At 69.9% G+C, this 25171-nt stretch carries 23 protein-coding genes; 17 read left to right on the forward strand and 6 right to left on the reverse strand.

Features of this window, described 5'->3' with window-relative positions; translation table 11 throughout:
• Window positions 1-46: 46 nt before the first annotated feature.
• From MSG_RS08410 to MSG_RS08440, 7 genes are all read left to right on the forward strand, one after another.
• Entirely contained in the window at window positions 47-901 is an 855-nt protein-coding gene (locus tag MSG_RS08410; RefSeq protein ID WP_096438733.1) for a GNAT family N-acetyltransferase, read from the forward strand.
• A gap of 137 nt (window positions 902-1038) precedes the next feature.
• The gene (locus MSG_RS08415) at window positions 1039-2877 is read left to right on the forward strand and encodes a penicillin-binding transpeptidase domain-containing protein (protein ID WP_096438735.1); all 1839 of its coding nucleotides are present in this window, start codon (window positions 1039-1041) and stop codon (window positions 2875-2877) included.
• Between the two features lie 50 nt (window positions 2878-2927).
• Window positions 2928-3524, forward strand: a complete 597-nt coding sequence (locus tag MSG_RS08420; protein ID WP_096438737.1) for a DUF1707 SHOCT-like domain-containing protein — start codon at window positions 2928-2930, stop codon at window positions 3522-3524.
• An 88-nt stretch (window positions 3525-3612) separates the two neighbouring features.
• Entirely contained in the window at window positions 3613-4470 is an 858-nt protein-coding gene (gene map, locus MSG_RS08425) for a type I methionyl aminopeptidase (protein ID WP_096438739.1), read from the forward strand.
• Window positions 4471-4476: 6 nt separating this feature from the next.
• Window positions 4477-5982, forward strand: coding sequence for a cobyric acid synthase (locus MSG_RS08430; protein WP_096438741.1), 1506 nt, complete (start codon window positions 4477-4479; stop codon window positions 5980-5982).
• 57 nt (window positions 5983-6039) lie between these two features.
• Window positions 6040-6594 (forward strand): alpha/beta hydrolase, encoded by a 555-nt coding sequence (locus MSG_RS08435; protein WP_096438743.1) that lies wholly within the window; start codon window positions 6040-6042, stop codon window positions 6592-6594.
• 10 nt (window positions 6595-6604) lie between these two features.
• On the forward strand, window positions 6605-7360 hold the full coding sequence (locus tag MSG_RS08440) for a gamma-glutamyl-gamma-aminobutyrate hydrolase family protein (protein WP_232011195.1): 756 nt from the start codon (window positions 6605-6607) through the stop codon (window positions 7358-7360).
• Between the two features lie 61 nt (window positions 7361-7421).
• On the opposite strand, the gene MSG_RS08445 is transcribed toward MSG_RS08440, so the two are convergent.
• A complete protein-coding gene (locus MSG_RS08445; protein WP_096438747.1) occupies window positions 7422-8537 on the reverse strand; it encodes an alkaline phosphatase family protein in 1116 nt (371 codons plus the stop codon).
• A gap of 32 nt (window positions 8538-8569) precedes the next feature.
• On the reverse strand, window positions 8570-9703 hold the full coding sequence (gene nicT / locus MSG_RS08450; protein ID WP_096438749.1) for a Nickel transporter NicT: 1134 nt from the start codon (window positions 9701-9703) through the stop codon (window positions 8570-8572).
• A gap of 138 nt (window positions 9704-9841) precedes the next feature.
• Between nicT and MSG_RS08455 the strand changes: the two genes are divergently transcribed.
• Window positions 9842-10315: a Fur family transcriptional regulator gene (locus MSG_RS08455; RefSeq protein ID WP_096444232.1), complete on the forward strand. Its 474-nt coding sequence runs from the start codon at window positions 9842-9844 to the stop codon at window positions 10313-10315.
• Here the strand turns inward: MSG_RS08455 and mtr are convergent.
• Window positions 10298-11677: a mycothione reductase gene (gene mtr, locus MSG_RS08460; protein ID WP_096444230.1), complete on the reverse strand. Its 1380-nt coding sequence runs from the start codon at window positions 11675-11677 to the stop codon at window positions 10298-10300. The genes MSG_RS08455 and mtr overlap by 18 nt on opposite strands.
• A gap of 2 nt (window positions 11678-11679) precedes the next feature.
• Entirely contained in the window at window positions 11680-12699 is a 1020-nt protein-coding gene (locus MSG_RS08465; RefSeq protein ID WP_096438751.1) for an alpha/beta hydrolase, read from the reverse strand.
• A gap of 109 nt (window positions 12700-12808) precedes the next feature.
• On the opposite strand from MSG_RS08465, the gene mqo reads away from it, so the two are divergent.
• The 8 genes from mqo (at window position 12809) to MSG_RS08505 (ending at window position 23290) form a co-directional block, all read left to right on the forward strand.
• Entirely contained in the window at window positions 12809-14293 is a 1485-nt protein-coding gene (gene mqo / locus MSG_RS08470; RefSeq protein ID WP_096438754.1) for a malate dehydrogenase (quinone), read from the forward strand.
• The gene (locus tag MSG_RS08475) at window positions 14290-14760 is read left to right on the forward strand and encodes a GNAT family N-acetyltransferase (RefSeq protein WP_096438756.1); all 471 of its coding nucleotides are present in this window, start codon (window positions 14290-14292) and stop codon (window positions 14758-14760) included. The genes mqo and MSG_RS08475 overlap by 4 nt, the downstream gene beginning before the upstream one ends.
• Entirely contained in the window at window positions 14757-16592 is a 1836-nt protein-coding gene (locus tag MSG_RS08480; protein WP_096438758.1) for a magnesium chelatase subunit D family protein, read from the forward strand. The genes MSG_RS08475 and MSG_RS08480 overlap by 4 nt, the downstream gene beginning before the upstream one ends.
• 22 nt (window positions 16593-16614) lie before the next feature.
• Window positions 16615-17229 carry a cob(I)yrinic acid a,c-diamide adenosyltransferase gene (gene cobO / locus MSG_RS08485; RefSeq protein WP_096438760.1) on the forward strand — a complete coding sequence of 205 codons (615 nt, stop codon included), beginning with the start codon at window positions 16615-16617 and terminating at the stop codon, window positions 17227-17229.
• The gene (locus MSG_RS08490; RefSeq protein ID WP_096438762.1) at window positions 17226-18611 is read left to right on the forward strand and encodes a cobyrinate a,c-diamide synthase; all 1386 of its coding nucleotides are present in this window, start codon (window positions 17226-17228) and stop codon (window positions 18609-18611) included. The genes cobO and MSG_RS08490 overlap by 4 nt, the downstream gene beginning before the upstream one ends.
• A gap of 13 nt (window positions 18612-18624) precedes the next feature.
• Window positions 18625-19851: a uroporphyrinogen-III C-methyltransferase gene (cobA, locus tag MSG_RS08495; protein ID WP_096438764.1), complete on the forward strand. Its 1227-nt coding sequence runs from the start codon at window positions 18625-18627 to the stop codon at window positions 19849-19851.
• Window positions 19852-19873: 22 nt separating this feature from the next.
• Window positions 19874-21478: an MFS transporter gene (locus MSG_RS08500; protein ID WP_096438766.1), complete on the forward strand. Its 1605-nt coding sequence runs from the start codon at window positions 19874-19876 to the stop codon at window positions 21476-21478.
• 63 nt (window positions 21479-21541) lie between these two features.
• Complete coding sequence (locus tag MSG_RS08505) at window positions 21542-23290, forward strand: proline--tRNA ligase (RefSeq protein WP_096438768.1); 1749 nt, start codon at window positions 21542-21544, stop codon at window positions 23288-23290.
• Between the two features lie 58 nt (window positions 23291-23348).
• On the opposite strand, the gene MSG_RS08510 is transcribed toward MSG_RS08505, so the two are convergent.
• Together MSG_RS08510 and MSG_RS08515 are read right to left on the reverse strand one after the other, a co-directional pair.
• Window positions 23349-23837: a ferritin-like domain-containing protein gene (locus MSG_RS08510; RefSeq protein WP_096438770.1), complete on the reverse strand. Its 489-nt coding sequence runs from the start codon at window positions 23835-23837 to the stop codon at window positions 23349-23351.
• Window positions 23834-24373: a hypothetical protein gene (locus MSG_RS08515; protein WP_096438772.1), complete on the reverse strand. Its 540-nt coding sequence runs from the start codon at window positions 24371-24373 to the stop codon at window positions 23834-23836. Before MSG_RS08515 ends, MSG_RS08510 begins: the two co-directional genes overlap by 4 nt.
• A 226-nt stretch (window positions 24374-24599) precedes the next feature.
• On the opposite strand from MSG_RS08515, the gene rimP reads away from it, so the two are divergent.
• A complete protein-coding gene (gene rimP / locus MSG_RS08520) occupies window positions 24600-25133 on the forward strand; it encodes a ribosome maturation factor RimP (protein ID WP_096438774.1) in 534 nt (177 codons plus the stop codon).
• Window positions 25134-25171 lie beyond the last annotated feature (38 nt).

Below are 25171 nucleotides of genomic sequence, written 5' to 3' on the forward strand. Positions count from 1 at the left end.
GTTCGCTGCTGCGGGCCTTCGAGTCACCCCACAGAGAGTTCGCCCCATGTCGGCTCCGCCCCTCTTTCGCCTGGTCGGCGACCGACGGGTGTCCGTGGTGCGTGATGCCGCCGCCGTCTGGCGGGTGTTCACCGACGATCCGATCGGGTCGTGCATGGTCGCGTCCCGCGTCGCCGATCACGGTATCGAGCCCAACGCCATCGGCGGGGAGCTGTGGACGCGGCGCGGCGCGCAGGAGTCGCTGTGCTTCGCCGGCGCCAACCTCATCCCGCTGCGCGGCGGACCGGACGATCTGAATGCCTTCGCCGACGAGGCGATGAGCGCGACCCGGCGGTGTTCGTCGCTGGTCGGCCGGGCGGAGCTGGTGATGCCGATGTGGCAGCGGCTCGAGCCGGCCTGGGGCCCGGCCCGCGACGTGCGCGCCAACCAACCGCTGATGGCGCTGGCCACCCACCCGCGGTGTGAGCTCGACGCCGAGGTGCGCCAGGTGCGGCCCGAGGAGCTGGACGCCTACCTGGTGGCCGCGGTCGACATGTTCATCGGCGAGGTCGGCGTCGACCCGCGGCTCGGTGACGGCGGCCGCGGTTACCGCCGCCGGGTGGCCAGCCTGATCGCCGCCGGCCGCGCCTGGGCACGCTTCGAGCGCGGTCAGGTCGTCTTCAAGGCTGAGGTCGGGTCCCAATCCCCGGGGGTGGGCCAGATCCAGGGGGTCTGGGTACATCCCGAGTGGCGCGGGATGGGCCTGGGCGCGCGGGGCACAGCGATGCTGGCCGCGGTGATCATCGGCAGCGGCCGCATCGCCAGCCTGTACGTGAACAACTTCAACGCGGTGGCCCGCGCCGCCTACGCGCGGGTGGGTTTCGAGGAAGTCGGGACCTTCGCGACGGTGCTGCTCGACTAGCCCCTCGGCCCGCGGGCGTAACGGGGTGACGATTTTTCGGCCGTTTTTTCGCCCTGGCGTGACGTGCGCGTGCATAACGGCTGGGTCTCGGTGTGTCGGCGCCGGTGTCGCGGCCGGAGTTTCTAACATCAGCACCGATGGCCACAAAAACCTCACCTGTATCAGTTGTTTCGGTCGCCGCCGGCATGCTGCTCGCGGCGGTGCTGGCGCTGTCCGGATGCACGCCGCGGCCCGACGGCCCGGGGCCGGCGGCCGACAAGTTCTTTCGCGCCCTGTCGGTCGGGGATACCGCGACGGCCGCGCAGTTGTGCGACGACGCCAACGACGCCCGCGAGGCGCTCAACGCCGCCTGGTCGGGGCTGCAGGCCACCCATCTGGACGCCCAGGTCCTGAGCGCGAAGTACGCCGAGGACACCGGTACGGTCAGCTACCGCTTCACCTGGCATCTGCCGAAGAATCGGACCTGGAACTACGACGGCGAGCTGAAGATGGCGCGCTACGAAGGTCGCTGGGAGGTCCGCTGGACGCCGACCGATCTGCATCCGCGGCTGGGCGAGCACCAGACGTTCGCGCTGCGCGCCGATCAGCCGCGGCGGGCCTCGGTCAACGAGCTCGGCGGCAGCGACGTGCTGGCGCCGGGCTACCGCTATCACTACACGCTGGACGCCGCCGCGGCCGGACCGCCGCAATCGCTGAGCTTCACCACCCACATGATCGTCGACGTGCTGCGGCCGTTCAACGACACGCTCACCGACCCGCAGCTGCTCGCCGAGCGGGCCAGCTCGACACCCAACCAGGTCGACTTGGGCGTGACGCTGCTGCCCGCCGACAACGACAAGGTCTTTCCCGCCATCGGACGGCTGCCCGGCATCGTCGTCACGCCCCAGGCCGACATGCTGCCCACCGACCCGCATTTCGCGTCGGCGGTCATCGGCCAGGTCAAGAAGGCGGTGATCGACCAGCTCGACGGCCAGGCGGGCTGGCGGGTGGTCAGCGTCAACCAGAACAACGTCGACGTCGCCGTGCTGCACGAGGTCGAGGGGTCGCCGGCGCCGTCGGTGTCCATCACCCTTGACCGCGCGGTGCAGAACGCCGCGCAGCACGCGGTGGACACCCGCGGCGGCAAGGCGATGATCGTGGTGATCAAGCCGTCGACGGGCGAGATCCTCGCGATCGCGCAGAACGGCGCCGCCGACGCCGACGGTCTGCCGGCGACCAACGGCCTGTTTCCGCCCGGGTCGACGTTCAAGATGGTCACGGCCGGCGCGGCCATCGACCGCGACATGGCCACGCCCAACACCATGCTCGGCTGCCCGGGCCACCTGGACATCGGCCACCGCACCATCCCGAACTACGGCGGCTTCGACCTCGGCGTGGTGTCGATGTCGCGAGCGTTCGCCAGTTCGTGCAACACTACGTTCGCCGAGCTGAGCAGCAAGATGCCGCCCCGCGGCCTGACCCAGGCGGCCACCCGCTACGGCATCGGGCTGGACTACACCGTCGACGGCATCACCACCGTGACCGGGTCGGTGCCGCCGACCGTCGACCTGGCCGAGCGCACCGAGGACGGCTTCGGCCAGGGCAGGGTGCTGGCCAGCCCGTTCGGCATGGCCCTGGTGGCGGCCACCGTCGCGGCCGGCAGGACGCCGGTGCCGCAACTGATCGCCGGCCGGCCGACGACGGTCGAGGGCCCGGACGTCCCAGACACACCGATCAGCCCGAAGATGGTCGACGCGCTGCGGCCGATGATGCGGCTGGTGGTGACCAACGGGACCGCCAAGGAGATCAACGGCTGCGGCGAGATCTACGGCAAGACCGGTGAGGCCGAGTTCCCCGGCGGATCGCACTCCTGGTTCGCGGGGTACCGCGGCGATCTGGCGTTCGCATCGCTGATCGTCGGGGGAGGCAGTTCGGAGTACGCCGTCCGGATGACCAAAGTGATGTTCGAATCGTTGCCCCCGGGCTACCTGGCCTGACGCCCCGGGCGCATCCGGTCCACGGGCCGCAACAGCGGTAAATTGCGAACATGACGGAAACCGGCGGGGACATGGTGGCCCCGATGTCACTGCGGGTCTCCGACGCCGACCGCAACGGCACGATGCGGCGACTGCACAACGCGGTTGCGCTCGGGCTGATCGATATCAACGAGTTCGAGCAACGGTCGTCGCGGGTGTCCTACGCGCGCACCCGCAGCGAGCTGGACGGCCTGGTCGGTGACCTGCCGGGTCCGGGCGCGATCGTGACCTCGGCGGCCGACCGGGTGGAGTTGCGCGGCTGGGCCGGCTCGCTGCGGCGGCACGGTGAATGGACCGTGCCCACACGGCTGGCGCTGGTGCGCCGGGTCGGTTCGGTCAAACTCGAGCTCACCAAGGCCCGGTTCGCGGGGCCGGTGGTGGTGATCGAGCTGGACATGCGGTTCGGCTCGGTGGAGATCTGGCTGCCGGAGGGCGCCAGCGCCTCCATCGACGACGTCCAGGTGTACGGCGGCAGCGCCCGCGACCGCCGCAAGGACGCACCGGCCGAGGGAACGCCGCACGTCGTGCTGACCGGCCGGGTGGTGTGCGGCTCGGTGACCATCCGCGGACCGCGCCGCTCGCTGCACTGGCCGCCGCGCGCCCGCTGACGGTGCGTTGACGGCGCAAAAGCGCGCACCCTCGAAGCCGCCGATGCAGAACCCGCGGCCCAGCGCCGCCTGCGATTAAGCTGGCGGCATGCCTGCTCGCACCGCGCTTTCGCCGGGAGTGTTGTCGCCGACGCTGCCGGTGCCCAATCGCATCCCGCGCCCGGAATACGCCTGGAAGCCCACCGTCAGGGAGGGCACCGAGCCGTGGGTGCAGACACCGGAAGTGATCGAGAAGATGCGCGTCGCCGGGCGGATCGCGGCCGCCGCGCTGCAGGAGGCGGGCAAGGCCGTCGCGCCGGGCGTGACGACCGACGAACTGGACCGGATCGCCCACGAGTACATGGTCGACAACGGCGCCTACCCGTCGACGCTGGGCTACAAGGGATTCCCGAAGTCGTGCTGCACGTCGCTCAACGAGGTCATCTGTCACGGCATCCCGGACTCGACGGTGGTGCAGGACGGTGACATCGTCAACATCGACGTCACCGCGTACATCGACGGCGTGCACGGCGACACCAATGCGACGTTTCTGGCCGGCGATGTCTCGGAGGAGCATCGGCTGCTCGTCGAGCGCACGCACGAGGCGACGATGCGCGCGATCAAGGCCGTCAAGCCCGGGCGTGCGCTGTCCGTCGTCGGCCGCGTCATCGAGGCATACGCAAACCGGTTCGGCTACAACGTCGTTCGCGACTTCACCGGCCACGGGATCGGCACCACCTTCCACAACGGGTTGGTGGTGTTGCACTACGACCAGCCCGCCGTCGAGACCATCATCGAGCCGGGCATGACGTTCACGATCGAACCGATGATCAACCTCGGTGCGCTGGACTACGAGATCTGGGACGACGGCTGGACGGTCGTCACCAAGGACCGCAAGTGGACCGCGCAATTCGAGCACACCCTGCTGGTCACCGCCGCCGGTGCCGAGATCCTGACCCAGGTGTAAGGAGCCGTGAGCGGGGCTCTGCTCGTCGCGGGGACCAGCTCCGACGCGGGCAAATCGGTGGTGGTCGCCGGGCTGTGCCGGCTGTTGGCCCGCACCGGAATCCGGGTCGCGCCGTTCAAGGCGCAGAACATGTCCAACAATTCGGTGGTCACCGTCGACGGCGGCGAAATCGGCCGCGCCCAGGCGCTGCAGGCCAGGGCGGCCGGGCTGGCGCCCAGCGTGCGCTTCAACCCGATCCTGCTGAAACCGGGCAGCGACCGGACCTCGCAGCTGGTGATCCGCGGGCAGGTCGCGGACTCGGTCTCCGCGGCCGACTATGTGCAGCACCGCGACGTGCTCGCCAAGGTCGTCATCGAGGAATTGTCTTGTCTGCGCGACGAATTCGACGCGGTGATCTGCGAGGGGGCCGGATCTGCGGCCGAGATCAACCTGCGCGCAACCGATCTGGCCAACATGGGACTGGCCCGGGCGGGGAACCTGCCCGTGATCCTGGTCGGCGACATCGATCGCGGCGGCCTGCTGGCCCACCTGTTCGGGACGGTAGCGGTGCTCGAGGCGGCAGACCAGGCGCTGATCGCGGGCTTCATCGTCAACAAATTCCGCGGCGACCCCGCGCTGCTGGAGCCGGGGTTGCGGCAGCTGCTCGACATGACCGGCCGGCCCACCTACGGGGTGCTGCCGTATGCCGAGGAGCTGTGGCTGGATGCCGAGGACTCGCTGTCGGTGCTGGCCCACCGCGTCGTCGGGACCCCGGAGCCGCCGCGCGGCGACGAGTGGCTGCGGGTGGCTGCGGTACGGCTGCCCCGGATCTCCAACTCCACCGATGTCGAGGCGCTGGCCTGCGAGCCAGGCGTGCTGGTGCGCTGGGTGACCGACCCGGCCGACGTGGCCGACGCCGACCTGATCGTGCTGCCGGGCAGCAAGGCCACCGTCGCCGACCTGGCCTGGCTGCGCGAGCGCGGGCTGGCCGCGGCCATCGCCGGGCATGCCGCGTCCGGCGGGCCGGTGCTCGGCATCTGCGGCGGCATGCAGATGCTGTGCCGGAACATCACCGACACGGTGGAGTCCCGACGCGGCGAGGTCGCCGGGCTGGGGCTGCTGGACGCCGACATCGCCTTCGGCGACGTCAAGACGCTGCGCAGCTGGCAGCGCCCGCTCACCGGGTACGAGATCCACTACGGCCGGCTGACCCGGTGCGGTGCGGCGAGCTGGTTCGATGTCGAGGCGCAGCCGCACGGCATCCACCGGGGTGCCGTCTACGGCACGCACTGGCACGGCCTGCTCGACAACGACGACTTCCGGCGCGCCTGGCTCACCCGCGTCGCCGACGCCGCCGGCCGGACCGGGTTCGTCGTTGCCGCCGACACCGACGTCGCCGGCCGCCGCGACGCCCAGCTGGATCGGGTCGCCGACCTGTTGGCCGCGCACCTGGACACCGACGCGGTGCTCGGCCTCCTCGACGGCCCGCCGCCGCAGCGGCCGCACGTCGCGAGCAGGCTGCGATCCGGATAACGCATGGAAACCTCGCGCGGCCAGGCCGGTTGGCTGTAGCGTGCGTAAGTGTCTTCGATGATGACCACTCTCGACGGCTTTCCCGTCCCGGTGGACCTCGCCGGTCCAGAAAAGGGTGTCGTCGTCATCATCCTGGGCGATGAGGACCGCCCGTTGGTCGCCTACGAGGCGGTTTGCGAACGCCTGCACACCGCCTCCCTGCGCACCGTCGTGATCGGCTTCGACCCGCGGCTGACCCCCAAGTCGGTGGTCGGCATCCTCGACGCGCTGGGCATCAGCTGGGCGGTGGTTGTCGGTGACCGCGCCGGCGGCGAATTGGCCTGGCAACTCGCGGCGACCCGGATCGGCCGGTTCGTCGGCCTGGTGGCCGTCGACCGCGGCCACCCGCGGGTGGCCGACCGCAACGGCGTGGTGCGCGACGAGCAATGCCCGCCGGTGGAGGTCGGCACGACCGTGTTGGTCAGCTCGCCGGCCGCCCGCAACGTGGCCCGCGACAGTCAGCGCTACGTCTACTCCGAGTACCGCACGGTCGACCTGCTCACCCGGCGCAACGCGCAAGAATCGACGGCGCAGTTGGCGGCCGAGATCGTGTTGCGCACCAGCACCTGGTAAACCGGGGCCCGTGGGTTTGAACGCTGAGCCGGAGGGTCTCGACCCGCAGCGCCCGGTGGTGGGCCTGACCAGTTACCTGGAACAGGTGCGCACCGGGATCTGGGACCTCTCCGCCGGGTACCTGCCCGCCGACTATTTCCAGGGCGTCAACTCGGCCGGCGGCATCGCGGTGTTGCTGCCGCCGCAGCCGGTGGACGACGGGGTCGTCGGCTCGGTGCTGGACGGCCTGGACGCCCTGGTGATCACCGGCGGTTACGACCTGGACCCCGCCGCCTATGGGCAGCAACCGCATTCGACGACCGACACGCCCCGCGCCGACCGCGATGCCTGGGAATTCGCGCTGTTGCGTGGCGCGCTGGACCGCGGGCTGCCGGTGCTGGGCATCTGCCGCGGCGCGCAGGTGCTCAACGTCGCCTTCGGCGGCACTCTGCACCAGCACCTACCGGATGTCCTGGGGCACAACGGACATCGGGCCGGCAACGGGATCTTCAACCGGCTGCCGGTCGGCACCGTGCCGGGCACCCGGCTGGCCGGACTGATCGGGGAGTCGGCCATCGCCTCCTGCTATCACCATCAGGCCATCGACAAGGTCGGCGAGTCGTTGGTGGTCAGCGCGCGGGATGGCGACGGCGTGGTCGAGGCGCTCGAGCTGCCCGGCGACGACTTCGTCCTGGCCGTGCAGTGGCATCCGGAGCAGACGCCGGACGACCTGCGGCTGTTCGAGGCGGTGGTGCACGCCGCCCGGTTGTACGCCGGCAGCCGATAAGCCTAGGCCTGCCGTCACACCGCTTCGACGGCCGCGTTCGCGGGCCCGGCCACGTTGGAAGTCACAACACGATCAGCGGAATCGCCGTCTCGGCCGGGGTGTCGCCGCCGTGGAAGCCGACGAGCTGCGCCATTTCCGGCGATTCGTGTGCGGTGGCCAGCACCGCGGCATCGCCGCTGCACACCACGACGACGTCGCCGATGCGCGCCAGGTGCCGGGGGTCGACCGGCCCGAACATCCCGGCGGCCACCGCCTGCCCGCGGCTGTACACCCGCGCCCGGTCGCCCAACAGCTCCGCCCAGGCTGCGCGCACGTCGGCCGCGGCGCCCGGCTCGGTGTGCAGGTAGCGCACCCGGGCCTCGCCGGCGACCACCCGCACGCCGGCGCTCAGCCGCGGATCGGCGTCCAGGTCGATGCGGGCCTCCGGCGGCACGTTGAGTCCGCCGTGATCGGCCGTCACCAGCAGCGCGGCGTTGGCCGGCAACGCGTCGACGATCCGGGTGAGCAGCGCGTCGACGCGGGCGCCCGCCTCGTGCCAGAACGGCGATCCGATGCCGAACACATGCGCGGCGGTGTCCAGTTCGGCGGTGTAGCCGTAGATCAGACCGGGCGCCGCGCGCAGCTCGTCGATGATGTGCTGGGCGTAGTCGGCGGCCGGGTCGACCGGGCGAAAGTCGGCGCCGCGGTACGCCGCGTCGGTCAGCCCGCTGCCCAGGAAGTAGGCCGGCAGCACCGCCCGCGCGGCGACCCCGCTGCGGCTCAGCCGCTCGAACCAGGTTGGCAGCGGCTGCCATTCGGCGTACGGCGGGTCGTCGCGCCAGTGGATGTGGGTGAGCACGCGATCGGTGCCGGGCACATTGAGCGTGAAGCCCAGGATCCCGTGTTCGCCGGGCTGCGCGCCGGTACCCAGCGACACCAGGCTGCTCGGCGTGGTGGACGGGAACGTGCAGGCGAGCTCGGTCAGCCGGCCCGCGCCGCCGGTCCAGACGGACGCCAGCAACGGCGCGCTGCCCGCCAACCGCGGTAGCAGGTGCCAGCCGAGTCCGTCGACCAGGACGACCGCGACGCGATCGATCTGCTCGGTGACCGATTCCGTCAGCCCGAGCGCGTCGACCGCGCCCGGGACCCCGAGTAGGGCGGCCGCCGACGGCAGCACATCGCGGATCGAGCCGGGCACGGGCCCATGGTCCCACGCGACAGCCGCCGGTCTTAACTCTCGGCGGGTGACCACTTTTCTTCGATGCGGGCGTATCGCCAGACCAGCAGTGCGGTTGCCCAGGTGAATAGGAACAGGCCGACGACGATGAAGCCGAGGGTGTTGAGGTCCAGGCTGGCCAGCCAGTCCCAGAACGGGCCTTGCCAGCCCAGTTGGCCCGCGAATAGGTCGAGCAGTTCGACGCTGCCGATGAGCAGCGCGACTGCGATCGACAGGCCGGTGATGGCGATGTTGTAGTAGATCTTGCGCACTGGGTTGGACAGGGCCCAGCCGTAGGCGAAGTTCATGAACGAGCCGTCGATGGTGTCCAGCAGGCACATACCGGCGGTGAACAGCACGGGCAGGCACATGATGGCATACCAGGGCAGTCCGGCTGCGGCGCTGGTGCCGGCCAGTACCAGTAGTGCGATCTCGGTGGCGGTGTCAAAACCCAGGCCGAACAGCAATCCGATCGGATAGCAATGCCAGGAGCGGGTGATCGATCGGGTGAAGCGGCCGAGGGCCCGGTTGAGTAGGCCGCGATTGTTCAGATGCTGTTCGAGTTCGGCGGCCATGGTTTGGGAGTCGTAGTCGCCGCGGCGCAACCGGACAAAGGCCCGCAGGATTCCGATCAGCACCATCAGATTGAGGATGGCGATCACGTAGAGGAACACGCCCGAGACGCTGGTGCCGATCAGGCCGGTGTAGTGGTGCAGCGCCGAGGAATCGTCTTCGACCGGTCCGATGATCGCCCTGACCCCGGTTGCCAGCAGTACCGCGAGTGCGAATACGACGGTGGAGTGGCCCAGCGAGAAGAAGAACCCGACGGCTAGGGGGCGTTGCCCGTCGCTCATCAGCTTGCGGGTGGTGTTGTCGATGGCGGCGATGTGGTCGGCGTCGAATGCGTGCCGCAGGCCCAGGGTGTAGGCCGTCACCCCGATGCCGATGCCAAACGCTTTGCCGCCCAGGCTGAGCCGGGCGGGATCAACAATCAGCAGCAGGATGCCCCAGCCGATGACGTGCAGGGTGACGATCAGTGCCAGCATCACCGCAAGGCGTCGCCACTCCGGCCGCGTCAGGGCGATCCGGAATCCAGGGCGCACCACGGGCCACCACGACGACCGCCGGGCGGCTTCTCTGTGCAGCATCACGGTCCTTACTGCGTTGGGCAGACAGCGATCGACTGTAGGTTCGGTCTTACCCTGGATGCAAGTTGATTGCAGGAAGGCGGGCACTCGAGCGCGCGAACGCTGGCAATCCGCGGTATCGGGCGCAACACTGAATGCGTGACGTCGAACCCGTCGCCTCTTGATCCCGCAGTCACCGAGCGCATCGGGGAGTTTCTGCGTGCCCGCGGCCTGCGGCGAATGGCCTCGCGGATCCAGGTATTGGCGGTGCTGGAGCCCGTCAACGGGCACCTCTCGGTGGCGGAGATCCACGAACGGGTGCGCGGCTGCCTGCCCGATGGCGCCCAGCCGCCCGACGTGGCAACCATCTACCGCACAGTGACCACCCTGGTCGACCAGGGGGTGCTGCACGCGCTGACTCTCGACGACGGTGTCACCACCTACGGACTGGCCACCGCGCCGCACCACCACGCCGTATGCACGCGCTGCGCCTCGATCAGCGAGGTGCCGGCGCGGCGGCTGTCCGCCGCGCTCGAGCACGCGATGGCGGGCAGCTTGTTTTCGCTGTCGGAGCGGGCCGGCTTGACGCTGCGCGGCCTGTGCCCGCAATGCCAGTCAGTCCAGGCCCAGTAACGCGTTTTCGACCACCTCGGCCAGGGCTGGATGAATCCAGTATTGACCACGGGCCATCTGTGCTGCCCGCAGTCCGAAGCTCATCGCCTGGATCAGCGGCTGGATGATCGACGACGCCTGATGGCCCATGATGTGTGCGCCCAGTAGTCGCCCGGTGCCGCGCTCGGCGATGAGCTTGACGATCCCGGTGGTGTCCTCCGTCGCCCAGCCGTAGGCGACGTCGCCGTAATCCTGGATCTTCACCGAGATATCGAAACCCTGTGCAATGGCCTCGTTTTCGGTCAACCCGACGGAGGCGATCTGAGGATCGGTGAATACCGCCGAGGGCACGTAGCGATGATCGGAGACGGCCATCGCCGCGGTGTCGTCCCAGTCGCACAGCAGGTTGTGTTGCACCACGCGCGCCTCGTGGTTGGCGACGTGCTTGAGCTGATACGGTGACGAGACATCGCCGAGGGCGAAAATCCCACGTGCGGAAGTCCTTTGGTATTCGTCGACCACCACCCGACCGTCGGCGACGGCGACGCCGGCCTGCTCGGCGTCGAGCTGGTCGGCGTTGGACACCCGGCCCGTCGCGACCAGCAGCGCGTCGGCGTGCACGCTGCGGCCGTCGTCGAGGCGCACCGCGACGCCCGAACCGTCGTTCTGCACACCCACCACATTGCGGTGTGTGTGCAGTTCCCATTTGTTCGAGGCGATGCGGGTGAAGCGCTTGCACACGGTGTCGTCGCAGTGCCGCAGCAGGCCCGAGCCGCGCACCACCAGGGTGACTCGGCTGCCCAGCGAGGAGAAGATGTGCGCGAATTCGGCCGCCACGAACCCGCCCCCGACGATCACCAAATGCGCTGGCAATTCGGCGATCCGCATGATCGTGTCGCTGGTGTAGTACCGGGCGCCGCAGTCCAGGATCACCGGCGGAACCACCGCCCGCGCCCCCGCGGCGATCACCACCCGGTCGGCCGTGAACTCGTCGCCGGCATCGGTGCGCAGCAGGTAGCGCCCGTCGGCCGCAACGGGACCGAAGCGGGTGTGCTGCTTGTAGACGTCGATGTTGGGCGCGGAACTTCGATAGTCCTCGCCGCTGACCCCGATCGGATCGATGCGTCCGAAGACGCGCGAGACGATGTCGTCCCAGCGCACCCGGTCGATGCGCGCATCGACGCCGTAGCGCGCCGCCTCGCGGACCGCCTGGGCGACCTCGGCGGCGTAGACGAACATCTTCGTCGGGATGCATCCGACGTTCAGGCAGGTCCCGCCGAAGGTGTCCTGCTCGCAGATCGCGACTCGCTTACCGGCGAACCGGTCGTCGAGAATGCTGTTGCCCGAACCGGCCCCGATGATCGCGATGTCGTAGGTCGGCACGCTCATCCCGCCTTGCCGGACGCCGCCGGCGCGCCGGCGGTGCTCAGGTAGCCGTCCAGCCAGCGGTCGAGTTCGCGGTAGGCGACCTCGCGGGGTTCCGGCAGCGACAGGAACACGTCGTGCTTGGCATCGACCACGGGAACGACCGTGCTGCGGTCGCCGATGCAGCCGGCCCACCGGGCGATCTGGGTGACGTCGAGCACGGCGTCACCGCGGTGCATGGTCTCGGGGTCGGTGAGCCGGTGCACGCTGTGATCCGAGCGCAGGATCAAATTCGGCACCCCGACATCGAGGCCGCGATGCAGCCTGCGCTGGCCGCGGCGCACGGCGTGCAGCCAGCCGAACGTGATGGGGAAGCCGCCCAACGGCTTCCACTGCAGGTTGTAGTCGAACTCGCCGTCGAAATCACGGTGCAGGGTGTTGCCGTAACCGCCCTTGCTGGACGGCCGGAGCACGCCCTTGGAGCGCACCCGCGACAGGCCGCCGATCATCGCGGTGGTCACGGGCAGCCGGACCACCATCGGGCCGTGCAAATCCAGAAACGGGCTGTTGAGCACCAGGCCGCCGACACCGGCGTGGGCGCCGGGTCGCTGGCGGCGCAGCCGGTCCAGCCACAGCGACACGATGAGCCCGCCGGCCGAGTGGCCGTACACCAGGACCCGGACGGGGTGGCCGGGACGGGCCGGCTCGCCGATGATGGCCAGGGCGCGTTCCAGCTCCGCGTCGTAGTGAGCCAGGTCGGTGATGAAGTGGGGCGTCTGGCCGTCGCGGTGCGAGCGGCCGCACTTTTGCAGGTCCAGTGCGTAGAAGTCGAAGCCGCGGTTGGCGAAGTGCTCGCCCAGTGCGGTGTTGAAGAAGTAGTCGGTATACCCGTGCACCGTCAGGACGGCATGCCGGGCGGCGGCCTCGGGTCCGCGGCGGATCAGGGTCGCGGCGATGTCGCCCTCGCCGGCGGGATCGGGCCCGAGCGGAATCGTGCACTGCCAGTAGCCGGGCAGGACGTCGGGCTCCCAGCCAGTCACGGGGCCAGCTTATAGCTCTTGCTGGAGCGGGCGGCGCAGGTCGGCCCGGTCACCCCGTTCGGGATAACCTGGGACCGGCGAAGCCGCCGAGGAGAGGATTAACGACCCGGTGTCAGACGTAGGGACCGCGCGCGTCGACGTCGTGCTGGTGGGCGCGGGCATCATGAGCGCCACCCTGGGTGCGTTGCTGCGGCTGCTGGAGCCGGACTGGTCGATCACCGTCGTCGAACGGCTGGACGCCGTCGGGGCCGAGAGCAGCAGCCCGTGGAACAACGCCGGCACCGGCCATTCGGCGCTGTGCGAGCTGAACTACACCCCGCAGCGCGCCGACGGCTCGATCGACATCAGCAAGGCGGTGACGATCAACGAGCAGTTCCAGGTGACCCGGCAGTTCTGGGCCTACGCCGTCGAAAACGGCGTGCTGACCGACCGCAGCTTCGTCAACACCGTTCCGCATGTGAGTTTCGTGCACGGGGCGCATCGCGTCGACTACCTGCGCCGGCGACGTGCGGCGCTGACCGGCAATCCGCTGTTCGCCGGAACCGAATTCATCGACGATCCGGACGAATTCGCCCGCCGGCTGCCGCTGATGGCGACCCAGCGCGACTTCTCCGAGCCCGTCGCGCTCAACTGGGCGGCCGACGGCACCGACGTCGACTTCGGTTCGCTGTCAAGACAACTCGTCGGCTTCAGCGTGCGCCACGGCGCCACTCTGCTGCTCGGGCACGACGTGAGCAACCTGACCCGGCGCTCCGACGGCGGCTGGACCGTCACTACCCGCAACCGCCACACCCGCGAAAAGCGCAACATCACAGCGAAATTCGTGTTCCTGGGAGCCGGCGGTGACACGCTTCCGCTGCTGCAGAAGTCCGGCATCACGGAGGCCAGGGGCTTCGCCGGCTTCCCGATCGGCGGCCGGTTCCTGCGTGCCGACAACCCGGCGCTGACGGCCGCGCATCGGGCCAAGGTGTACGGCGCTCCCGCGCCGGGGGCCCCGCCACTGGGGGCGCTGCATCTGGATCTGCGATTCGTCAGCGGCAAGTCCTGGCTGGTGTTCGGGCCCTACGCCGGCTGGTCGCCCAAGTTCCTGAAGTATGGCCGCCGCACCGATCTGGCCCGATCGATCAAGCCGGACAACGTGTTATCCATGCTGGGTGTCGGATTCACGGAGCGGATGTTGGTCAAATACTTGATCGGCCAGCTGCGCCTCACCCACGCCGACCGGGTTCGCGTGCTGCGCGAATTCTCGCCGGGCGCGGCCGATTCGGACTGGGAGCTGATGGCGGCCGGTCAGCGCGTGCAGGTAATTCGCCGGGACCGGCGCAAGTGCGGGGTGCTCGAGTTCAGCACCACCGTGGTGGGTTCGGCGGACGGCAGCATCGCGGGAATGCTCGGCGGCTCTCCTGGCGCCTCGACCGCGGTGCCGATCGCGCTCGATGTGCTGCGGCGATGTTTTTCCCACCGCTACCAGGCGTGGCTACCGATCCTCAAGGAGATGGTTCCATCACTGGGCGCCAAGCTATCCGACGAACCGGCGTTATTCGACGAGGTGTGGTCATGGGGATCGAAGATGTTGAAGACAGGCGTGTCATGACAGAGGCTTTGCGGCGCGTGTGGGCCCAAGATCTCGATGTGCCAACGCTTTACGAGCTACTGAAGCTAAGGGTCGAGGTGTTCGTGGTCGAACAGGCGATCCCGTATCCGGAGCTGGACGGCCGCGATCTGCTGCCCGAGACCCGCCACTTCTGGCTGGAGACATCCGGCGGGGAGGTGATCTGCACGCTGCGCCTGATGGAGGAGCACGCCGGCGGGCAGAAGGCCTTCCGGATCGGCCGGCTGTGCACCAAACGCAGCGCCCGCGGTCAGGGCCATACCACCCGGTTGCTGCGCGCCGCGCTGGCCGAGGTCGGCCACTACCCGTGCCGCATCAACGCGCAGACGTATCTGGCCGAGATGTATGCCCGGCACGGGTTCGTGCGCGACGGCGAGGACTTCGTCGACGACGGCGTCCCGCACGTCCCGATGCTGCGGCCGGGCTCCGGTCTGGCGGCAAAGCCGTGAAGCCCTACCCCTTCAGCGCGATCGTCGGCCACGAGCAGCTGCGCCTGGCCCTGCTGCTGTGCGCAGTGCGCCCGGAGATCGGCGGCGCGCTGATCCGCGGCGAGAAGGGCACCGCCAAATCGACGGCCGTGCGCGGACTGGCCGCCCTGCTGTCCGCCGCCACCGGAGCAGAGGGTGCCGGCCTGGTCGAAATGCCTTTGGGTGCTACCGAAGACCGGGTGGTCGGCTCGCTGGATCTGCAGCGGGTGCTGCGCGACGGCGAGCACGCGTTCTCGCCGGGCTTGCTGGCCCGCGCCCACGGCGGCGTGCTCTACGTCGACGAGGTCAACCTGCTGCATGACCACCTGGTGGACGTTCTGCTCGACGCGGCGGCGATGGGCCGGGTGCACGTCGAACGCGACGGCATCTCCCACTCGCATGAGGCCCGGTTCGTGCTGATCGGCACCATGAACCCGGAGGAGGGCGAGTTGCGCCCGCAACTGCTGGACCGGTTCGGCCTCACCGTCGACGTGCACGCTTCGCGCGACGTCGACGTGCGGGTGGAGGTGATCCGCCAGCGGCTGGCCTATGAGGCCGACCCGGACGGTTTCGCCCTGCGTTATGCCGCCGACGACGCCGAGCTGGCCCGGCAGATCGCCGAGGCCCGCGCCCTCGTCGGCGATGTGGTGCTGGGCGACAACGAGTTACGTCGCATCGCCGCGCTGTGCGCGGCCTTCGACGTCGATGGGATGCGCGCCGATCTGGTGGTGGCGCGCACCGCCGTCGCGCACGCCGCCTGGCGCGGCGCCGGCCAGGTCGAAGAGCAGGACATCCGGGTGGCCGCCGAGCTGGCATTGCCGCATCGCCGCCGCCGCGACCCGTTCGACGACCCGGGCATCGACCGCGACCAGCTGGACGCGGCGCTCGAGCAGACCGGCGCGTCGGAGGACCCGCGGCCGGATCCGGATCCGCCCGGCGGCGGATCAGCCACGGGGACGGAACACGAATCACTGCAACAGCATTCGGGATCCGCACGGCCGCCTTCGGCCCGGCCCAGTGCGCCCCCGGCGCAGACCTTCCGCACCCGGGCGCTGACCGTGCCGGGGGTCGGGGAGGGCGCACCGGGCCGGCGATCCCGCGCGCGCAACAGCTCCGGCAGCGTGGTGGCCGCCGCCGACGGCAGCGACGCCGGCGCGCATGGGCTGCACCTGTTCGCCACACTGCTGTCGGCCGCCGAGCACGCCGGGCCCGGGCCGTTGCGGCCCGGCCCGGACGACGTGCGCCGAGCCATTCGGGAAGGGCGCGAAGGCAATCTGGTGATCTTCGTCGTCGACGCGTCGGGCTCGATGGCCGCGCGGGATCGGATGGCCGCGGTTGGCGGCGCCGCCCTGTCGCTGCTGCGCGACGCCTACCAGCGCCGCGACAAGGTCGCGGTCATCACGTTCCGCGGGCAGCAGGCTCGGCTGGTGCTGCCGCCGACGTCGTCGGCATACATTGCGGGGCGCCGGCTTTCCCGGTTCGATACCGGCGGCAAGACCCCGCTGGCCGAGGGTCTGTTGGCCGCGCGCGAGCTGATTGTGCGAGAGCGGGCACGCGACCGGGCACGGCGCCCGCTGGTAGTGGTGCTCACCGACGGCCGGGCTACCGCCGGGCCGGACCCGTTGGGGCGCAGTCGCTTCGCCGCCGCTCGGCTGGTTGCCGAGGGCGCGGCCGCGGTCGTGGTGGATTGTGAAACCTCGTACGTGCGGCTGGGATTGGCCGGCCAGCTGGCCGGCCAGCTCGGGGCGCCGCTGATAAGGCTCGAGCAGCTGCACGCCGACCAGCTGATGCACGCCGTGCGCAGCGTGGCCTGAGTCGGGCGAAAGGTAGCCGCCGATGCCGCAGGGCACCCCAGCGCAGATCCCCGACGACGGCCTGACCACCCGAGCCCGGCGTAACACGCCGGTGCTGGCGGTGCACACCGGCGAGGGCAAGGGCAAGTCGACCGCGGCGTTCGGAATGGCGTTGCGCGCGTGGAATGTCGGACTGAGCGTCGCGGTGTTCCAATTCGTCAAGAGCGCCAAGTGGAAGGTCGGCGAGGAGGCGGCGCTGCGCGAGCTCGGGCAGCTGCACACCGAGCGTGGCGTGGGCGGGCCGGTGGAATGGCACAAGATGGGCTCGGGCTGGTCCTGGTCGCGCAAACCCGGCAGCGACGTCGACCACGCCGCGGCGGCGGCTGACGGGTGGGCCGAAATATCGCGGCGGCTGGCCGCGCAACGGCACGACTTCTACGTGCTCGACGAGTTCACCTACCCGCTCAAGTGGGGCTGGATCGACGTCGGTGACGTGGTCGAGGCGTTGGCGGCCCGGCCCGGGCACCAGCACGTGGTGATCACCGGGCGCGACGCCCCGCCCCGGCTGATCGAGGCCGCCGATCTGGTCACGGAGATGAGCAAGGTCAAGCACCCGATGGATGCCGGACGCAAAGGGCAAAAGGGCATCGAGTGGTGAGCGTTCCCGCGGTCGTCGTTGCCGCGCCGGCGTCGGGCAGCGGAAAGACCACGGTCGCAACGGGTTTGATCGGCGCGTTGCGACAGGCCGGGCATGTGGTGGCGCCGTTCAAAGTGGGCCCGGACTTCATCGACCCGGGCTATCACACACTGGCGGCCGGCCGACTCGGGCGCAACCTCGACGCGGTGATGGTGTCCGAGCGGCTCGTCGGGCCCCTCTACGCCCACGGCAGCGCCGGCGCGCAGCTTTCGGTGATCGAAGGCGTGATGGGCCTTTTCGACGGGCGGATCGGGCCCGCCGCGACCGTGCCGGCCCAGGGGTCGACGGCTCATGTCGCCGGGCTGCTGGGCGCCCCGGTGCTGCTAGTGGTCGACGCGCGCGGCCAAAGCCAGAGCATCGCCGCGCTGCTGCACGGGTTTTCGACGTTCGACTCGGCAACCCGGATCGCGGGCGTGATCCTCAACCGGGTCGGGTCGCAGCGGCACGAGCAGGTGCTGCGGCAGGCCTGCGAGCAGGCCGGCGTCCCGGTGCTGGGCGCCATTCCGCGCGCCGCCGAATTAGAGCTGCCGACAAGGTATTTGGGCCTGGTTACCGCCGTCGAGTATGGCCAGCGCGCGCGACTGGCGGTCGACGCGATGACCGCGCTGGTCGCTCGCCACGTCGACCTGGGCGCCGTGGTGGCGGCCGCCGGAAGCCGGGTCGCCGACCCCCCGTGGGATCCCGCGCACGCGGTCGTCGCGGAGCGCGGACGGCGGGCCGTCGTCGCGCTGGCGGCCGGGAAGGCCTTCACCTTCGCCTACGCCGAACACGTCGAGCTGCTGCGCGCCGCTGGTGCCGACGTGGTCGAGTTCGACCCGCTGACCGACGCGTTGCCGCAGGGCACCGATGCCGTCGTGCTGCCCGGCGGGTTTCCCGAGCAATTCACCGCGGAGCTGTCGGCCAATGACGTCGTGCGCCGCCAGATCGCGGATCTCGCCGCCGCGGGCGCGCCGGTGCACGCCGAATGCGCGGGTCTGATCTACCTGGCCACCGAGCTCGACGGGTATCCGATGTGCGGCGCCGTCGCCGGATCGGCGCGGTTCACCTCGCGGCTGACGCTGGCGTACCGCGAGGCCGTCGCCGTGGCCGATTCGTCGCTGTATCGCGTCGGCGAGCGCGTCGTCGGGCACGAATTCCACCGCACGGCGGTCACATTCACCGAGAGCTACCAGCCCGCGTGGGCGTACCGGGGCGCCCGGGGCACCAACGTCGACACCCTTCGCGACGGCGTCGTGCATGCCGGGGTGCACGCGTCTTATCTGCACACACATCCGGCGGCGACGCCCGGTGCCGTCGCGCGCTTCGTGGCGCACGCGGCCGCCCGGCGCCGAGAGGACCGTTGACTAGGCTTGCCGGGTGACCGAGAGCCCGTACCTCGTCGGACTGCGGCTGACCGGCAGGAAGGTCGTCGTGGTCGGCGGAGGCAGCGTCGCGCAGCGCCGGTTGCCATTGCTGATCGCCAGCGGCGCCGATGTGCACGTCATCACCCGCACGGCCACGCCCGCCGTCGAGGCGATGAGCGGGATCACCCTGGCCGTGCGCGAATACCGCGACGGTGACCTCGACGGAGCCTGGTACGCGATCGCGGCCACCAACGATCCGGCCGTCAACGCCGCGGTGGTGGCCGAGGCCGACGGTCGCCGTGTCTTCTGTGTGCGGGCGGACATCGCTGTCGATGGATCGGCGGTGACGCCGGCGACGTTCGAGTACGCCGGGCTGTCGGTCGGGGTGCTGGCCGGCGGCGAACACCGCAGATCGGCCGCGATCCGCTCGGCCATCCGCGAGGCGCTGCAGCAGGGGCTCATCACCCCCGAGAGCCCGGCGAGTTCCGATGTGGTGCGCGGCGGGGTGGCGCTGGTCGGCGGCGGCCCGGGCGACCCCGAACTGATCACCGTGCGCGGGCGCCGCCTGCTGGCTCACGCCGACGTCGTGGTCGCCGACCGCCTGGCGCCGCCGGAGCTGCTCGCCGAACTGGCGCCGCACGTCGAGGTCATCGACGCGGCCAAGATCCCCTACGGGCGGGCGATGGCGCAGGACGCCATCAACGGCGTGATGATCGAGCGGGCGCGGGCGGGGAAGTTTGTGGTGCGCCTCAAAGGGGGAGATCCCTTTGTGTTCGCCCGCGGCTACGAGGAGGTCTTGGCATGCATCGACGCCGGCATCCCCGTGACCGTGGTGCCCGGTCTGACAAGTGCCATAGCCGTGCCCGCCCTGGCGGGCGTTCCGGTCACGCACCGGGCGGTAAATCACGAGTTCGTGGTGGTCAGCGGCCACCTGGCGCCCGGTCATCCCGAATCGTTAGTGAATTGGAATGCGCTGGCGAAGATGTCCGGGACGATCGTTTTGCTGATGGCGGTCGAACGCATCGAACTCTTCGCCGAAATTTTGCTGAAAGGCGGGCGACCTGCGGATACGCCCGTCCTGGTGGTCCAAAACGGCACAACGGCAGATCAGCGCACCTTGCGAGCCACGCTTGCCGACACGCCCCGGAAGGTCCGTGCAGAGGGGATTCGACCTCCCGCGATCATCGTGATCGGGCCCGTAGTAGGCCTCAGCGGCGTTCGCCGCTTAAACAGATCTTAAGATTACTGTAAGGTAACCCGTTATGACGGCTCTCAACGACACAGAGCGCGCAGCCCACAATCTGGCCGCTGCCCGCCCCGATCGTCCGGCCCCGGCGCGCAGCCAGCGCCCGTCCCAGGCCGCTTCCGAGACCGCCTCTGCTCGTCTGAGCAGGTATTATCCTGCGTGGCTGCCGTCGCGCCGCTTCATTGCGGCGGTCATCGCCATCGGCGGCATGCAGCTGCTGGCCACGATGGACAGCACCGTGGCCATCGTGGCACTTCCTAAGATTCAGAACGAGCTGAGCCTGTCCGACGCCGGCCGCAGCTGGGTGATCACCGCCTACGTGCTGACCTTCGGCGGGCTGATGCTGCTGGGCGGTCGCCTCGGCGACACCATCGGTCGCAAGCGCACCTTCATCGTGGGCGTCACCCTGTTCACCATCTCCTCGGTGCTGTGCGCCGTGGCGTGGGACGAGGTGACGCTGGTCATCGCGCGGCTTTCCCAGGGGGTCGGGTCCGCCATCGCCTCGCCCACGGGTCTGGCGCTGGTGGCGACGACCTTCGCGAAGGGCCCGGCGCGCAACGCGGCCACGGCGGTATTCGCGGCGATGACCGCGGTCGGCTCCGTGATGGGCCTGGTCGTCGGTGGGGCGCTGACCGAGTGGTCTTGGCGGCTGGCCTTCCTGGTCAACGTCCCGATCGGGCTGGTGATGATCTACCTGGCCCGCACCGCGCTGCGGGAGACCAACCGGGAGCGGATGAAGCTCGATGCCGCCGGCGCCATGCTGGCCACCCTGGCGTGCACGGCCGCCGTGTTCGCCTTCTCGATGGGCCCGGAAAAGGGCTGGATCTCGATCACCACCATCGGCTCGGGCGTCGTGGCGCTGGGCGCCGCGTTGGCGTTCATCGTGGTCGAGCGCACCGCCGAAAACCCCGTCGTGCCGTTCGCTTTGTTCCGTGACCGCAACCGGCTGGTCACCTTCATCGCGATCTTTTTGGCCGGTGGGCTGATGTTCAGCCTGACGGTGTGCATCGGCCTGTACGTGCAGGACGTCCTCGGCTACAGTGCGCTGCGCGCCGGCATCGGCTTCATCCCCTTCGTCATCGCGATGGGGATCGGCCTGGGCGTCTCGTCGCAGCTGGTGTCGCGCTTCTCGCCCCGGGTGCTGACCATCGGCGGCGGGATCCTGCTGTTCTGGGCGATGCTCTACGGCTGGGCGTTCATGCACCGCGGCGTCGCGTACTTCCCCAACCTGGTCCTGCCCATCGTGGTCGGCGGCATCGGCATCGGCATGGCCGTCGTCCCGCTGACGCTGTCGGCGATCGCCGGCGTGGGCTTCGACCAGATCGGCCCGGTGTCGGCGGTCACGCTGATGCTGCAGAGCCTGGGCGGGCCGCTGGTGCTCGCCGTCATCCAGGCCGTGATCACCTCGCGGACGCTCTATATGGGCGGCATCACCGGCCCGGTGAAGTTCATGAACGAGGCGCAGCTGTGCGCGCTCGACAACGGCTACACCTACGGCTTGCTGTGGGTGGCCGGCGTGGCCGTCGTCGTCGGCGGCGCCGCGCTGCTGATCGGCTACACCCCCGACGAGGTTGCCCACGCCCAAGAGGTCAAGGAAGCCATCGACGCCGGCGAGCTGTAACCGCGTCGTAGGAGGCTACGCGCCCGGCTTCACCGAACACCCGACAGGCTAGGCTGGCCCGCTGTGATCACCCGGATGTCCGAGCTTTTCCTGCGCACCTTGCGCGACGATCCCGCCGACGCCGAAGTCGCCAGCCACAAGCTGCTGGTGCGCGCCGGATACGTCCGGCCGGTCGGCCCGGGGTTGTACAGCTGGCTGCCGTTGGGCTTGCGGGTGTTGCGCAACATCGAACGCGTCGTCCGCGAGGAGATGAACGCGATTGGCGGGCAGGAGATTCTGTTTCCCGCCCTGTTGCCGCGCGGGCCCTACGAGACGACGAGCCGGTGGGCCGAGTACGGCGACGGGGTGTTCCGGGTGCGGGACCGCCGCGACAACGACTACCTGCTGGCGCCCACGCACGAAGAGGTGTTCACCCTGACCGTCAAGGGCGAATACAACTCCTACAAGGACTTTCCACTCACCCTGTACCAAATCCAGGGCAAGTACCGCGACGAGGCCCGGCCGCGGGCCGGCATCCTGCGGGCCCGGGAGTTCGTGATGAAGGACTCCTACTCGTTCGACGTCGACGCCGGGGGGCTCAAAGCGGCCTACCACGCGCACCGCGAGGCCTATCAGCGCATCTTCGACCGGCTGGAGCTGCGCTACGTCATCGTGTCGGCGGTCTCCGGCGCCATGGGCGGCAGCGCGTCCGAGGAATTCCTGGCCGAGAGCCCGGTCGGCGAGGACACTTTCGTGCGCTGCCTGGAGTCGGGCTATGCGGCCAACGTCGAGGCCGTGCTCACCGCCCGGCCCGAGGCGCTGCCCATCGAGGGCCAGCCCGAGGCCGTCGTGCACGACACCGGCGACACTCCCACCATCGCCAGCCTGGTGGCCTGGGCGAACGACGCAGACCTGGGCCGCACCGTCACCGCGGCCGACACGTTGAAGAACGTCCTGGTGAAAGTCCGTGAGCCGGGCGGGGATTGGGAGCTGTTGGCCATCGGCGTGCCCGGCGACCGCGAGGTCGACGACAAGCGGCTGGGCGCCGCTCTGGAGCCCGCCGAGTACGAGCTGCTCGGAGACGCCGATTTCGCCAGGTACCCGTTCCTGGTCAAGGGCTACATCGGGCCGAAGGCATTGCGGGACAACCAGGTTCGTTATCTGGTCGATCCGCGGGTGGTCGACGGCACCAGCTGGATCACCGGCGCCGACGCGCCGGGCCGGCATGTCGTCGGGCTGGTGGCCGGCCGCGACTTCACCGCCGACGGCACCATCGAGGCCGCCGAGGTGCGTGAGGGTGATCCCTCCCCGGACGGCGCCGGCCCGCTGGTGATGGCGCGCGGCATCGAGATCGGGCACATCTTCCAGCTCGGCCGCAAATACACCGACGCCTTCGCCGTCGACGTGCTCGGCGAGGACGGCAAGCCGGTGCGATTGACCATGGGCTCCTATGGAATTGGGGTTTCGCGCCTGGTCGCGGTCGTCGCCGAACAGCAGCACGACGAGCTGGGCCTGCGCTGGCCCGCGGAGATCGCGCCGTACGACGTGCACATGGTGATCGCCAACAAGGACGCCGAGGCGCGGGCCGGGGCCGCGGAGCTGGCCGCCGACCTGGATCGGCTGGGGCTGGCCGTGCTGCTCGATGATCGCCAGGCCTCGCCCGGCGTCAAGTTCAAGGACGCCGAGCTCCTGGGCATGCCGTGGGTCGTCGTCGTGGGACGCGGCTGGGCCGACGGCGTGGTGGAGTTGCGCGACCGCTTCGGCGGTCAAACGCGTGAGCTGCCGACCGGCGACACGCTGGCCACCGACATCGCCGCGGCCCTGGCGCGTTAGGGACGACGGTAGCGACGCGCTTCGCCCGGCCTTGCCGCGCTCGCGATCGCCACGCTGGCTATTCGTTGCCGCCGGGGAAAGTTGTCGTGATGGGCCAGGCGCCCAGCACCCGGTTCCACCGGGCAGCCATCACCGCGCTCTGCGTCAGGGCCGTCGAGGCGAACGCGCGGTCGCCGGCCGTCTCGGCGTGCTCGATCACGGCGCGCCAGGCCGTCGCCCCGTCGTTCTCCATCCGCACCGCCAGGCGGGCCGCGTCGGCCCCGCTGGCCACCAGCATCGGCAACTGGTAGCCGGCGGCCGCGATCGGTGCGGTGACCTTGCGGGCGGCCAGCATGGCGATGACGTCGTCGCGGCGCTGACGGTGCTGATTCAGCGCGTCCACCACCAGGTTGTTCACGCCGGGCGGCGACAGCGCCGAGACGATGCCGTAGCCGTAAATCGTCGAGTGTTCGACCGCCAGCGCCTCGCACAACGCCGCGCTGTCGGCATCCTTGGGAACCGGGGCGCGTTTCGGCGATGCGCCCGGGGTGGGTTCGGCCGAGGTCATGGCGTAGGACCCGGCGGCACCAGGGCAATCTGGTAGGACGCGGTGCAGGACGCGGCGATGGAGCCCAGCAGTCCGGCTCGATAGCCCGACGACGAAGCGACCAGGCGGCTGGCGCTTTCGGCCGCGGCCTTGAGCGCACTGATGACGTCGGACACCGGCGGTGGCGGCGGTGGCGTGCCCGACGGGGTGGGGCTGGCGCTCGGGCTGGCCGTCTCGCTCGTCGAGCTCGCGAGCTTGTTGGCGGCCCGGAAGATCTCGGTCGACAGGGCGCGCGCGTGTGCGGCACGTTGGGTCGCGACCACCGTCAGCGCGGCGGCGATCTGCGGTGCCAGGCCGCTGGCCGCCGCGGCCGCACCGGCCAGCGCGCTGTCATGTCGAGCCTGGTCCAACGGCCCCAGCAAGTCTTCGGTCGCGGGTTGTTTGGGCTTGGACTCGCCGCAGGCGGACGTCGCCACCCCGAGCGCAGCCAGGGCCGCGGTGCCGGCGAGCGCACCCCGCCTGGTGGTGACGAATGCTGGGCTGGACACGCCCAACATCCTGCCATCAGAACGGCGGGCTCCAACGATAGGCAGACGGTGGGCACGACGGCAGGACGTTGACCACCCGATCACGCCGTTCTGGGCAATTCCTGGCGTATCGTGAATAGTCGGTTCTCGCGGGACGGCCGGATTTGCGTCCCGCCGGACGCCGGAAGTTGCCCAGGAATGACCGGGGCGGCGACATCCGCCAGATGACCGGACAACTCAAGACGAGGAGCTCGCCGTGACCACCGGGCTACCTTCTGCGATGCAGGTGATCGAGCTACTGAGTGGAGAGTTCGCGCGCGCCGGCTACGAGATCGAAGACGTGGTCATCGACACCCGAGCCCGCCCGCCGCGGATCATGGTGGTCGCCGACGGGGACACGGCTCTCGATCTGGACACGATCGCGACGCTGTCGAGATCGGCCGCCACGTTGCTCGACGACTTGAATGACATCGACGACCGCTATGTACTCGAGGTCTCCTCGCCCGGCATCGACCGCCCCCTGACCACCGAGAAACACTTCCGCCGCGCCCGCGGCCGCAAGGTCGAACTGACGCTGTCGGACGGATCGGCGCTGACCGGCCGCATCGGTCGGACCCACCCCGGGGCGGTCTCGCTGGTGGTTCGCGCGGGTAGCAAGCTGGCCGTGCGTGCGATCCCGTTCGATGACATTACAAAAGCCGTTGTCCAGGTGGAGTTTTCGCCGCCGGCTCAGGCTGAGCTGGAACTGGCGACCAGGGATCGGGCCGACAGGACGGAGGCCGGGACATGAACCGCGCCGACGACGGTGCAAAGCGTAGCGATGAGAAG

It is taken from the genome of Mycobacterium shigaense (assembly GCF_002356315.1).
Classification (GTDB): domain Bacteria; phylum Actinomycetota; class Actinomycetes; order Mycobacteriales; family Mycobacteriaceae; genus Mycobacterium; species Mycobacterium shigaense.

Excerpts from the sequence above, each read along its gene's own strand:
- MSG_RS08410 (WP_096438733.1), top strand. The coding sequence starts at position 47 with ATGTCGGCTCCGCCCCTCTTTCGCCTGGTCGGCGACCGACGGGTGTCC.
- MSG_RS08415 (WP_096438735.1), top strand. The coding sequence starts at position 1,039 with ATGGCCACAAAAACCTCACCTGTATCAGTTGTTTCGGTCGCCGCCGGC.
- MSG_RS08420 (WP_096438737.1), top strand. The coding sequence starts at position 2,928 with ATGACGGAAACCGGCGGGGACATGGTGGCCCCGATGTCACTGCGGGTC.
- map (WP_096438739.1), top strand. The coding sequence starts at position 3,613 with ATGCCTGCTCGCACCGCGCTTTCGCCGGGAGTGTTGTCGCCGACGCTG.
- MSG_RS08435 (WP_096438743.1), top strand. The coding sequence starts at position 6,040 with ATGATGACCACTCTCGACGGCTTTCCCGTCCCGGTGGACCTCGCCGGT.
- nicT (WP_096438749.1), bottom strand. The coding sequence starts at position 9,703 with ATGCTGCACAGAGAAGCCGCCCGGCGGTCGTCGTGGTGGCCCGTGGTG.
- MSG_RS08475 (WP_096438756.1), top strand. The coding sequence starts at position 14,290 with ATGACAGAGGCTTTGCGGCGCGTGTGGGCCCAAGATCTCGATGTGCCA.
- cobO (WP_096438760.1), top strand. The coding sequence starts at position 16,615 with ATGCCGCAGGGCACCCCAGCGCAGATCCCCGACGACGGCCTGACCACC.
- MSG_RS08500 (WP_096438766.1), top strand. The coding sequence starts at position 19,874 with ATGACGGCTCTCAACGACACAGAGCGCGCAGCCCACAATCTGGCCGCT.
- MSG_RS08510 (WP_096438770.1), bottom strand. The coding sequence starts at position 23,837 with ATGACCTCGGCCGAACCCACCCCGGGCGCATCGCCGAAACGCGCCCCG.
- MSG_RS08515 (WP_096438772.1), bottom strand. The coding sequence starts at position 24,373 with ATGTTGGGCGTGTCCAGCCCAGCATTCGTCACCACCAGGCGGGGTGCG.